At 36.8% G+C, this 12700-nt stretch carries 14 protein-coding genes and 1 other annotated feature; all 14 genes read right to left on the bottom strand.

The window, feature by feature from the left end; all coding sequences use genetic code 11:
• The gene (lspA, locus tag BM350_RS02380; protein WP_090914419.1) at positions 1-459 is read right to left on the bottom strand and encodes a signal peptidase II; all 459 of its coding nucleotides are present in this window, start codon (positions 457-459) and stop codon (positions 1-3) included.
• A 121-nt stretch (positions 460-580) separates the two neighbouring features.
• Positions 581-913 carry a TraR/DksA C4-type zinc finger protein gene (locus tag BM350_RS02385; protein ID WP_090914418.1) on the bottom strand — a complete coding sequence of 111 codons (333 nt, stop codon included), beginning with the start codon at positions 911-913 and terminating at the stop codon, positions 581-583.
• 129 nt (positions 914-1042) lie between these two features.
• Positions 1043-3808, bottom strand: a complete 2766-nt coding sequence (ileS, locus tag BM350_RS02390) for an isoleucine--tRNA ligase (protein ID WP_090914416.1) — start codon at positions 3806-3808, stop codon at positions 1043-1045.
• A gap of 79 nt (positions 3809-3887) precedes the next feature.
• Positions 3888-4107, bottom strand: a binding site (T-box leader).
• Positions 4108-4158: 51 nt separating this feature from the next.
• Positions 4159-4665, bottom strand: a complete 507-nt coding sequence (divIVA, locus tag BM350_RS02395; protein ID WP_090914414.1) for a septum site-determining protein DivIVA — start codon at positions 4663-4665, stop codon at positions 4159-4161.
• A 92-nt stretch (positions 4666-4757) separates the two neighbouring features.
• Positions 4758-5531 carry a YlmH family RNA-binding protein gene (locus BM350_RS02400; protein ID WP_090914413.1) on the bottom strand — a complete coding sequence of 258 codons (774 nt, stop codon included), beginning with the start codon at positions 5529-5531 and terminating at the stop codon, positions 4758-4760.
• Between the two features lie 10 nt (positions 5532-5541).
• Positions 5542-5808: a YggT family protein gene (locus tag BM350_RS02405; protein ID WP_090914411.1), complete on the bottom strand. Its 267-nt coding sequence runs from the start codon at positions 5806-5808 to the stop codon at positions 5542-5544.
• A gap of 6 nt (positions 5809-5814) precedes the next feature.
• Entirely contained in the window at positions 5815-6276 is a 462-nt protein-coding gene (locus BM350_RS02410) for a cell division protein SepF (RefSeq protein ID WP_090914409.1), read from the bottom strand.
• Positions 6277-6295: 19 nt separating this feature from the next.
• Positions 6296-6970, bottom strand: coding sequence for a YggS family pyridoxal phosphate-dependent enzyme (locus tag BM350_RS02415; protein ID WP_090914407.1), 675 nt, complete (start codon positions 6968-6970; stop codon positions 6296-6298).
• Entirely contained in the window at positions 6967-7785 is an 819-nt protein-coding gene (gene pgeF / locus BM350_RS02420) for a peptidoglycan editing factor PgeF (protein WP_090914405.1), read from the bottom strand. Before pgeF ends, BM350_RS02415 begins: the two co-directional genes overlap by 4 nt.
• Before the next feature lie 116 nt (positions 7786-7901).
• Positions 7902-8180 carry a YlmC/YmxH family sporulation protein gene (locus BM350_RS02425; protein WP_090914404.1) on the bottom strand — a complete coding sequence of 93 codons (279 nt, stop codon included), beginning with the start codon at positions 8178-8180 and terminating at the stop codon, positions 7902-7904.
• A gap of 335 nt (positions 8181-8515) precedes the next feature.
• Positions 8516-9295: an RNA polymerase sporulation sigma factor SigG gene (sigG, locus tag BM350_RS02430; protein ID WP_090914402.1), complete on the bottom strand. Its 780-nt coding sequence runs from the start codon at positions 9293-9295 to the stop codon at positions 8516-8518.
• A gap of 141 nt (positions 9296-9436) precedes the next feature.
• Positions 9437-10153, bottom strand: coding sequence for an RNA polymerase sporulation sigma factor SigE (gene sigE / locus BM350_RS02435; RefSeq protein ID WP_020059244.1), 717 nt, complete (start codon positions 10151-10153; stop codon positions 9437-9439).
• Positions 10154-10174: 21 nt separating this feature from the next.
• On the bottom strand, positions 10175-11092 hold the full coding sequence (gene spoIIGA, locus BM350_RS02440) for a sigma-E processing peptidase SpoIIGA (protein WP_090914400.1): 918 nt from the start codon (positions 11090-11092) through the stop codon (positions 10175-10177).
• Positions 11093-11511: 419 nt separating this feature from the next.
• Entirely contained in the window at positions 11512-12663 is a 1152-nt protein-coding gene (ftsZ, locus tag BM350_RS02445) for a cell division protein FtsZ (protein WP_090914398.1), read from the bottom strand.
• Positions 12664-12700 lie beyond the last annotated feature (37 nt).

Consider the following 12700-nt stretch of genomic DNA (forward strand, 5'->3'; position numbering starts at 1 on the left):
TTACTCCTTTGTGTTCTTTCCTTCTAATAATGTTTGAATAATAATTAATGCAACCCCAACACATAGCGCCGAGTCTGCAATGTTAAATACCGGGAAGTTGTATGAAAAAATATACGTATGAATAAAATCAACAACTTCTTTTCGTACTACACGATCAATAAAATTACCAATGGCTCCGCCTAAAATAAGCCCAAGCGAAATGCCGAGAAGCTTGTCTGTCTTTGTGTATTTTTTCATATAAAACAGAATAAAAATAACAAAGATAACGGTGATAACATAGAAAAACCACATTTTATTTTCTAAAATGCCCCATGCAGCTCCGCGATTGCGGTGAGACGTTATATACAGCACATTATCAATAATTGGAATGCTCTCACCTAATTCCATTTCCTTTACGATAATCCATTTTGATACTTGATCAATGGCAATCACGAATAATGCTATTAAATAATATATCATTTTCATTTCCCCCACAATGACAGTGTACCTCAAAATTTTAGCATAGCTGCTATGTTTTCACAATGAAGCATCGCATGGGAGCATAAAATAAATTGAATTAGGTAATATAATATTGTTGTCTTTAAATTGTTTTTACTTTTTCATAGAAACATTCATGAACTGTACGTGCTGTTGGCATGCTTTTTAATTGCCTAAGTGTCATTCTTTGTCCGGTTTCCTCACAAATTCCATACATGCCTATTTCTATTTTCCAAAGTGCTCGCTCTACATCTTTTAAATCTTCTCTTATATCATGCAATAATAATTTATTTTTCACATCTGTTTTGGCCATAGCTAGCAATTCCTGTCCAAATTCTACCTCATACGCATACAACTCTTCTTTTGCTAATCGCTGCTGTAATTCCCGCTGCATTAATTGTAACTCTTCTTGGATTTCCATGTATGTGTCAGTCACAAGCGCGTCCCTCCCGGCTGGAATGTATCGTTAGTTTATCCGAAAAGCAAACGATTACTGCACACACATTTTTCCTTCGAAGGAAGAAAAAATCGACTGCCTTGTTTACAGTCGATTTCTCTCATCTCATTATTTTACATAATGTTCTGTTACAACTTCTCCGCAACGCTTACATAATGTTAGATGGTCCGCATTACTTCCTACTGTTTCAGAGACAACCCAGCAGCGTTCACACGTTTCACCAGTTGCTTGCGTTACAACAACAGCTGTATGTTCATATTTCGGCGCATCAGCTGGCGCTTCTTCCATTGTTCCACCAAGATGGTACTCAGAAACGATAAATAATTGTTTCACATCTTCTGTAATAGATTGTAATAATTCTTTCATTTCTGCTGTTGGATAAAGTGTGATACTTGCATTTAATGACTTACCAATTACTTTTGCATTACGTGCATCCTCTAACGCTTTTAATACATCATCGCGAAGTGTCATAAATGCATCCCATTTTACTTTTAATTTTTCAGCATCTTCTACTTCTACAGCTTCTGGCATATCAGTTAATTGGACGCTCTCTTCTACAGCGCCAGGGATATATGGCCATACTTCATCTGCTGTATGCGGTAAAATTGGCGTTACAAGTTTTGTTAATGCAACAAGTACATCATATAATACCGTTTGAATTGCACGGCGATCGTGATTATTTTCTGCTTCGATATATAAAATATCTTTTGCAAAATCTAAATAGAATGAACTTAAATCAATTGTACAGAAGTTATGAATCGCATGATATACAGCAGCGAATTCATACGTCTCATAAGCATCTTTTACTTTTGTAATTAAGTCATTTAATTTCACTAACATGTAGCGGTCAACTTCACGAAGTTCTGCAGCAGATACCGCATCTTTGCTTGGTTCAAAATCAGCTAGGTTTCCTAATAAGAAACGAAATGTATTACGAATTTTACGATATACTTCTGCTACTTGTTTTAAGATATCATCAGAAATACGTACATCAGATTGATAATCAACTGAGGATACCCATAAACGTAAAATATCGCCGCCTAATTGGTCCATAATCTTCTTCGGTACAACAATGTTTCCAATAGACTTACTCATTTTACGCCCTTCACCATCTAGTACGAAGCCGTGACTTAAAACACCTTTATATGGTGCTTTACCTGTTACCGCAACTGCTGTTGATAATGAAGAGTTAAACCAACCACGATATTGGTCAGATCCTTCTAAATATAAATCAGCCGGACGTTGCAAATCATCACGCTCTTCTAATACAGCTTGATGAGAAGAACCAGAATCAAACCATACATCCATAATGTCTGTTTCTTTTCGGAATTCGCCATTTGGGCTAGATGGATGTGTAAACCCTTCTGGTAATAAGTCTTTCGCTTCACGTTCAAACCATATGTTCGAACCATATTCACGGAATAGCGCTGCTACATGGTTAATTGTTTCGTCTGTAATAATCGGATCACCATTTTCTGCATAGAATACAGGAATCGGCACACCCCATGCACGTTGACGAGAAATACACCAGTCACCGCGGTCACGAACCATGTTATGAAGACGTGTTTCACCCCAAGCTGGCACCCATTTTGTTTCCTCTACTGCTTGTAATAATTCTGTGCGGAACGCTTCAATAGATGCAAACCACTGTGCTGTTGCACGGAAAATAATTGGTTGTTTCGTTCTCCAATCATGTGGATAAGAATGCGTAATAAATGTTAATTTTAATAACGCACCAACCTCTTCTAATTTTTCTGTAATTGGTTTATTTGCTTTATCGTAGAATAATCCTTCAAATCCAGGTGCTTCGCTTGTTAATACACCTTTATCATCAACTGGACAAAGAACCTCTAAACCGTATTGCTTTCCAACAAGGAAGTCATCTTCCCCGTGTCCAGGTGCTGTATGTACACAGCCTGTACCAGCATCTGTTGTAACATGCTCACCAAGCATAACAAGAGAATCACGATCATAGAATGGATGTTTCGCCGTTGTATACTCAAGTTCGCTACCTTTTACTGTTTTCACAACTTCAGTATTTTCCCACTCTAATGTTTTGGCAACTGTTTCAAATAACTCAGAAGCAATGATATACTTCGCATCTGCTACTTTTACAATGCTGTATTCAAGTTCTGGATGAACAGAAATACCTAAGTTAGCTGGCAACGTCCAAGGTGTCGTTGTCCAAATAATGAATTTTTCGTCGCCTTCTAAAACATTCTTTCCATCTTTTACAGGGAATGCTACATAAATAGATGCAGATTTTTTATCTTTATATTCAATTTCTGCTTCTGCTAATGCAGATTCACTCGTTGGAGACCAGTACACCGGTTTTTGTCCTTTATAGATATAACCCTTTTTCGCCATTTCACCAAATACTTTAATTTGCTGTGCTTCATATGCTGGCTTTAATGTAATGTATGGATTATCCCAATCACCGCGTACACCTAAACGTTTAAATTGCTCGCGCTGACGGCTTACTTGTTCATATGCGTATTCTTCACAAAGTTTACGGAATTCAGCAACTGTCATTTCTTTACGTTTAACACCTTTATTTGTTAAAGCTTGCTCAATTGGTAATCCATGTGTATCCCAACCTGGTACATATGGCGCACAGTATCCCGTCATCGATTTGTAACGAACAATAAAATCTTTTAATACTTTATTTAACGCATGTCCCATATGAATGTCGCCGTTCGCATATGGCGGTCCATCATGTAGTACAAATAGCGGACGTCCTTTTGTACGTTCTTGTACTTTTTCATAAATGTTCATTTCAGCCCATTTCTCTTGCATTACAGGCTCACGCTTCGGTAGATTTCCACGCATTGGAAATTCTGTTTTTGGCATTAATAATGTATCCTTGTACTCCATACTTGATTCCTCCTTGAATATATAACAGAAAGACATTTTTCTAAATAAATGGAATAAAAAAGAGACCTTCTCATCCCAAAAAAGGGACGAGAAGGTCTCCCGCGGTACCACCCTAGTAGACTGCTATATGTAGCAATCCTCTTTATATTCTTAACGCGAATACACGCCTCTGCTTACTTTGTTGTTCAGCGAGGAACTCCAGGGTGATATTCCCATTCTCTCCTTATCCTGAGCTTCCACCGTCCTCAGTTCGCTATATAAGGTATGAAAAAAGTACTTATCCCTATCTTCGTTTTTCTAAAAAATTATGTTGTATAGAATTATATGTAATAATGAGAAAAACGTCAAGCTTACACTGTCTCTTCTTTCTTAAGAAGCTCATCTACTTCTTCTTCTAACTCAATTAGCTTGTCCCAATCATCATTGTTTAACATCTCAAGCTGCGCTTCTAATAGCATGCGGAAACGTGTACGGAACACCTTTGCTTGCTTTTTCAATTCTTCAATGTCAAATGCAACTTTTCTTGATTTTACTAACGCTTCGTTAACAATACGGTCCGCATTTTTTTCTGCTTCACGCACAATTAACTTTGCTTCTTTTTGTGCATTACGCTTTACTTCTTCTGCCGCTTCTTGTGCTACAACGATAGATTTATTTAATGTATCTTCAATATTGGAGAAATGTTCTAATTTCCCTTCTAGTTGTGCAACCTTTTCTTCTAATGCTTTTTTCTCACGAATTACTAATTCATAATCTTTAATGACTTGATCAAGAAATTCATTTACTTGATCCTCATCATAGCCACGAAAGCCGCGACTAAATTCTTTATTATGAATATCTAACGGTGTTAACGGCACAAACGCCACCTCCAAGTAGGTTATCTAAATTTTCCTTTTTAATTATATCTTTTCTTCGACAAAATAGGAGATTTTCCTTCTAAAAAAAGAAATCATTTTAAAATACCATACAAAATTCTCCATTTATCGCGCTTTGTTTTTCCCTCAACAGTGAGTAATTTACTTCTACCATGACCTCTTATAGAAAATACATCTCCCGGAAAGCATTCATAAGCAGATTGCTCAACTACTTTCCAGTTCACTTTCACAAGACCATTTTTAATGAACGGCTGTATCTTTTGCCGAGATAGATGGAACATTTCTGCTAGTAGTACATCTAATCGAAGCGACGAGACAGTCCCTGACTTTTCATCCCACTGATCTTGTATATGTAATGCATGATCAATTGACACAGGTGATAAAGATACTTTTGTTTTTCCAATCGATTGTAAATTCATTTCTATATACGATACAACTTCTTTTGCAACTACAATTTGGGCACGATCGTTCTGGGGCCAAATATCTCCGCATTTCTCTCGCTTTAAACCAAGAGACATAAATGCTCCTAATATTTGACGATGCTCCAGCGTATAAAATTTAGAAGGATAGTCAATTTCTAATATTTCTATTTGAAACTCTTCTGCATTCGGCATAAGATAATTGGGATAAATTAACGCTCGTTTTCTTTCTGCACTCGGAGCAGCCCCGTATAACTGAAAGGCAGCATCTCCTTGATGTCCAACAATCATAGAAACAATCTGTTGTTCTCGCGGGTCAAGAAAATCAGTAAGTTTCACTTGATGGTATTCTTCTGCTGCATGCTTCCATTCTAATATTTTATCAACGAAAACTGTTTCTTCAGGTCTAAAATGTTCATAAATGCTCATCTATACTTGATTACCTTAAAAATACTTCGAATATACGTACTAATCCTGAACTTGCAAAACGTAGTACAAGAATCGCCACGATTGGAGAAATATCAATTACACCAAGTGGTGGAATAAACCTCCGGAACGGTTCTAAATACGGCTCACAAATACGGGCAAGAAAATCACCAAATGTCGACTCTCTTGCTCCTGGAACCCAAGTCAAAAGGATATAAATAATAAGCGCATATGAATATAACTCGAATAGATAAAGCAAAATTTGTAAAACCAGCGTCATAGCGCACTACCACCTTTTTATATTTGTCTCTTCTTCTTCACCAAACAATTCAGAAATTGCTCCAACAATATCTACATTATCCGGCGTACATATAAATGTTTTGGGACTTAATTTTTGAATATCTCCGCCTATCGCATATACAGTTCCACTTAAAAAGTCAACAATACGCAGCGCTTGATCTGTAGACATACGTTGTAAATTAATTACAACTGCACGACGACCTTTCAAATGATCAGCAATCCCCTGTGCTTCTGAGTACGTACGAGGCTCTAATAAAACAACTTTCGAAGGTTGTTTCGCTGTTTCAATGCTTACTACGTTTTGTTTCGGTTGTACCTTTGCAAGAGGAATATCCGACTCTGGTTCCTGTTGTTTTTTCATTTCATTTTGCTCCTTTTCGTAAGCATAGTGTGCTTCTCGCTCTTCTGGTGTGTCAAAAAAGAAATACTTTACTTTTGACCAACTCATAATCAAACTCTCCTTCCCTCTATTCTTTTCCCACTAAAATCGTTCCCAAACGAATAAATGTAGCGCCCTCTTCAATTGCAATTGTATAATCATTCGACATTCCCATTGATAACTCCGTACACGGAGCATGCGATAGGTTTAAATCTTGTACTTGTTTTTGCAGTTTACGCAACATTTGAAAACAGCTACGAATTTGCATTTCATCGTCTGTGTAAGGTGCCATTGTCATCAGTCCGACAACTTCAATTTTATCAAATTGTTGTAAGTTGCAAATAAACTCAACCGTCTCCTCTATGTTTAGCCCTTGTTTAGACTCTTCTGCTGAGGTTTTTATCTGAACAAAGCAACGAATCGGTTTCATTGCTCGTTTTTGAATTTCTTTTGCAAGTGAAAGACGATCAAGTGAATGCAAATAATCAATCTCATTTACAATCTCTTTTACTTTTCTAGATTGCAATGAACCGATAAAGTGCCACGTCGCTTTGTTTCCAAAATACTCATACTTCTGTAAAAGACCTTCATTGCGATTTTCTCCAAGATGTACAAGCCCCGCTTGTAGCACTTCATTTGTTTTTTCAATCCCTACTGTTTTTGTAACAGCAACAAGTGTAATTTCGTCTATAGATCTATTCACTCGCCTACATGCTCTTTCAACTTCTTGCCTAACATATGTTAAATTCCCTTGTACTGTCACTGCTTTTCATCCTCCTTAAAACCAATAAAACTAAGCATTCTTCCCGTCTTCCCATGGTCGCGTCGATGTGAGAAAAATAATTGCGTTTCACAGCTTGTACAAAGAGATGACATGGCAATCTGCTCTTCTTTAATCCCGGCTTGTAAACATAGCAACCGATTTATTTCTTTTAAATCTATTGCATATTGTCCATCAGAAACCATGTCATATGGAACGGAACTATGAAGCACTTGTTTAGCGGCAGACAATACACGTTCATCCACAACATAACAACACGCGCCAATAGACGGACCAATAGCAACATGTATATCACCAAGCGGTATACCTTCATCTTTCCACTTACCGATCATTTCACTCGCAATTCCTTTTACAGTTCCTTTCCAGCCAGCATGTGCAAGTCCAATCATTCTATAAGATGGCGCATAAAAATAGAGTGGTACACAATCCGCATAGCAAGATGTTAATAGCACATCTGTATCTTTCGTATATATGCCATCAGTATTCGGGATACCGTCTTCATAGGAAAAGACACCTTTTCCTCTCTCTTGTTTGCCCACTTTTGCAACATGATGATCATGAACCTGTTCAGAACAAATCCAGGTCTCTAATGGAACGTGTAATTTTTCTGCTAAAAGACGTCGATTTTCATGAACATCTTCCACTTTGTCATGAACATGTAGCCCCAGATTCATTGTATAAAACGGCCCAGTACTCACTCCACCTTCTTTTGTGGTAAATCCAGCTATAATGGGTCCAAGTTCTTCCCACATATGTAAATGTAACATACCGTCCTTATATGTAAATGGTTCTCTCATAAAAAGGCTCCTTATAATAAAATAACATAAAAAGTATGGTACTTCCTGTCTATTTTACCATACTTTTATTTTTCCATAATGACAACATAAAAAAAAAGAGAAACTTGTAATATTTTTCAAAAAGTTGTTGGTGTTTGTAATGTTTCTGTAACTGTAGGAACATGATCTGCTCGAACTAAAATAACATCCTCTCCTATTTTTACAATTTGTTTCCAAGGAATTACAGATTCTTCTTCTTTTCCAAATAACCCCAACATCTTCCCTTGTTTTGTAATAATAACTGCCTGAATTTTCCCTGTCCTCATATCAATATCAATATCTCCAATGTTTCCAAGTTTCTTTCCATCTGACACATTGACAACATCTTTCATTTGAAATTCTGAAATGCGTATCATTGCAACCCTCTCCTTTGCCTCATACTTAACTGACAATCGCAATTTCACCTCAAGTAAAAAATAAAGTGAAACTTCCATCAGTGGGGTTTTTTTCATCCCCCACTGATGGAAAGCCCTCACCAATCGGGATTTTACGGGCAGTTATCCCCCACCTATCTTCTTCGCTTCTCTCTCAATCTTGAGATGCGGACCGTTAATGCGCCTTCATTAGTAGAGAATATGTCCCTTCACGTACAAAACTTTTTCTTTATAGCCATTATATGAATACGCCATCTTTCCTATGAACAGAATTTCCCCTCAAAACTATAAAAGGTCTCATCATAAATGATGAGACCTTAGCCTTGAATTGTTTTATTCATTTGTTTAATTGCTGATTTTTCAAGACGTGACACTTGCGCTTGAGAAATCCCAATTTCCTCAGCCACTTCCATTTGTGTTTTCCCTTGAAAGAAACGCTTGCGAATAATCATCTTTTCTCGTTCATTTAATCGCTTCATTCCTTCTTTTAATGCTAGCTCTTCGACCCATTGTTCGTCCCTTTGTTTATCATCACTTAACTGATCCATAACAAAAATTGGATCCCCACCATCATTGTATATTGGCTCGAATAATGAAACTGGATCTTGAATTGCATCGAGGGCAAACACAATTTCTTCGTGCGTCACATCAAGTACTTTTGCTATATCCATTGCTGTTGGCTCCTTCGAATTTTCAGCAATAAGTTTTTCGCGTACTTGCAATGCTTTATAAGCAATATCTCGCAAGGAACGTGATACTCGTATTGGATTATTATCACGTAAATATCTTCGAATCTCCCCGATAATCATCGGTACAGCATATGTTGAAAATTTAACATTTTGGCTTAAGTCAAAATTATCAATGGATTTCATAAGTCCAATGCAGCCAACTTGAAATAAATCATCAACAAACTCCCCTCTGTTGTTAAATCTTTGGATGACGCTTAGTACAAGACGTAAGTTTCCGTTTACTAGTTTCTCCCTTGCGCTTATATCACCGCTTTGCATTTCTCGAAATAGCCGTCGCATTTCTTCGTTTTTTAGTACTGGAAGTTTAGATGTATCAACACCGCAAATTTCTACTTTGTTTCTCGTCAAAGTGTTCCCTCCTATCGGGAGTTGCTGTACAGTGTAAAGTATCTCCTTTGGAGGGAATTTTATGCATATATTTATTTATCTCACTTTATCAAATGAAACTTACATTCTTTATAACGAGACAATCGGCCGTTTAGCCTCATCTCATACCATTTTATTAAATTCTTTACGAAGCCTTTTAATAATCCGTTTTTCTAAACGTGAAATATAAGACTGGGAAATCCCAAGCATATCTGCAACGTCCTTTTGTGTTTTTTCTTCTCCACCATCTAACCCAAAACGAAGTTCCATAATCTGCTTCTCTCGATCATTTAATTGATGCAATGCCTTCATAAGTAAATGGCGGTCAACAGTTGCTTCCAAATCCTTTGTAATAATGTCCTCATCTGTTCCTAAAACATCTGATAACAATAGTTCATTTCCATCCCAATCAATATTAAGAGGCTCATCAAATGACACTTCTGAACGATTTTTATTATTTCTCCGCAAATGCATCAATATTTCATTCTCAATACACCTTGAAGCATACGTTGCAAGTTTAATTTTTTTTTCTGGATTAAATGTATTAACCGCTTTAATTAAACCAATGGTTCCAATACTAATAAGATCCTCAATATTAATTCCTGTATTTTCAAACTTTCTGGCAATGTATACAACAAGACGTAAATTGCGTTCTATTAAAAGTGACCTTGCTGTTTCATCCCCTTTTGGTAGTTTTTGCAACAAAATTTCTTCTTCTTCTTTTGTTAATGGCGGTGGCAACGCTTCACTTCCACCAATATAGTAAATTTCATCGGTCTTTATTCCAAGTTTTAGTAATAACTTATACCAAAGATAAGTTAACCGAAATTTTAGTTTCAATCTAATCCCTCCGTTTCTGTATTAAGCAATTGTTATTTTTTGTGACAATAACATTTTTGGATGTAAAATACATTGATACTCACCATTCGCTGATAACTGCTGTGCATTCAAACCAATTAATACTTTATTTACAGTAACCTTTGTACCTTCATGATAAATTTGTACAAAGTCAGGCTTAAACGCCCATAAAAATTGTTGGTTAACCCCTACAGCTCGATAGGGAATTAAGCGCAAACGTGTTGCCCACTTTGATTCTTCATCTGGTATATAAGGAATTGCTGTTTTCATTTGAACTTGTTCTATTAGCCACTTGGGTAGCACATGTTCCAAAGAAGAAACATGTATAATCATAACTGGTGTTTTTGTAAGCGGGTCATACAATTGATTTCCACTATCAATCAATCCATCCAGTTGAATATCATTTATATCAATTTTGATATCTACTTTCACAATTTGCTCATAATGAATTTTTGTTACTTCTACATCTGCAATTCTCTTTTTAGAAAAATAGTAGATAATAGGAAACCCGATTATTACAAACAACCAACTTACAGGATCACCATACGAAATGGATTTTGTCGAAATGAGTCCATTCATCATGTCATTTGTTTGAAGAAAAAAATGTGTGCCAACAAGGCCTCCTCCTACCATAAACGTCACAAAATAAAACATTAAAACGCTCTGTAAAAATGTCCGAAAACGAATAAAGCCAAATGTAGCATAAACAATAAAAAATGAATATATTAATTTCATTACAGGATGTGTCATCAACGATGCTAACGGAGTGAATGCAAAAATAACAATTGTTGAACCGATACATGCGCCAAGCACAAGTCTCCATCTTTTCACTTTCCGTTTTAAAACAATTGCTGTTAATAGAAGTAAAAGAAAATCAATGCAGACATTTAATAACCATATAATGTCGGCGTAAACGATCAAACGGTTCACCTCTTTTTTATAAAGTTGAGACTAGTATAATGCATATCCAATGGAAAAGTGTGTCAATTCACGGAAGGGATTTTTTGTTATTTTGAAACTTTGAGGAATAATTTGTCATATAGAAAAAGAAGACTCTGTAAAAATAAGCTACTGAAAAAGCACTTTCTTTGAGTAAGTAACGGAATTGGTATCAATATAAAGTGATTCTTCCATCAGTGGGGATTTCACTGCCCGTGAATAGCAGGATAAAGGAAATAAAAAAGACAACCATCTATTCATAATAGAGGATTGTCTTTTTTATGTTTCCATGAAATAAGAGAATTCATCTCGATACTTATGGACAGTAAGAACTTGATTGATTCAACTAATAAGCAGTGGGGGCTCCCCACTGCTTAAAGTTTCACTTTACAAACGCTCCCTTAGCGTCTGCGACGATTACGTAAAAATGCTGGAATATCAATATCATCTACATCTGTATGACGATCATTTCCAACCGGCTCTTCACGCTTTATTTCACGCTTTACTTCGCGTTGTTTAACTGGTTGTACTGGTTGCTGCACACTTTTAGTAGCAGTTACTGTAGAACGAGTAATTGGCTTAGGTGGTTGCATTGAGATGCTATCATCAAAACCTGTTGCAATCACTGTTACAACAATTTCATCTTTTAAGCCTTCATTAATTACTGAGCCGAAAATCATATTTACTTCTGGATCTGAAGCTGAAGCTACAATATCTGCCGCTTCTTGTACTTCATATAAACTTAAATTCGTGCCACCTGTAATGTTCATAATAACACCTTGTGCACCATCAATAGATGTTTCTAGCAACGGACTAGAAATCGCACGTTTTGCTGCTTCTGTCGCACGGTTTTCACCAGTTCCAATACCAATACCCATTAAAGCAGAACCTTTGTTAGACATAATTGTTTTTACGTCTGCAAAGTCTAAGTTAATAAGACCAGGCGTTGCAATTAAGTCAGAAATACCTTGAACACCTTGACGTAATACGTTATCTGCTTCACGGAATGCTTCAAGCATTGGTGTATTTTTATCCACAATTTCTAAAATACGATCATTCGGGATAACAATGATCGTATCTACATTTTCTTTAAACGCAGCAATTCCAGATGTAGCTTGCGTTGCACGCTTACGACCCTCAAATGTAAATGGGCGCGTTACAACCCCAACTGTTAATGCCCCTAGCTCCTTTGCAATTTGTGCAATAACTGGAGCTGCCCCGGTCCCAGTTCCACCGCCCATACCAGCTGTGACAAAGACCATATCCGCACCGCGAAGTGCTTCTTGAATCTGTTCTTTACTTTCTTCAGCAGCTTTTTTTCCTACTTCTGGGTTTGCTCCAGCACCAAGTCCGCGCGTTAATTTACCACCGATTTGCATTCTTGTTTCAGCTTTTGATAAATTTAGTGCTTGTGCATCTGTGTTTACAGCGATAAAATCTACGCCCTGTACGCCATTTTCAATCATACGATTGACAGCATTGTTTCCTCCGCCGCCAACACCAATAACTTTTATATTTGCTAATTGATCTTGTGTAGTATCAAACTCTAACATGTCGAAATCCCCCTAGAACCTCATTTTTCGCGTTCAA

It is taken from the genome of Bacillus sp. 103mf (assembly GCF_900116295.1).
Lineage (GTDB): Bacteria > Bacillota > Bacilli > Bacillales > Bacillaceae_G > Bacillus_A > Bacillus_A bruguierae.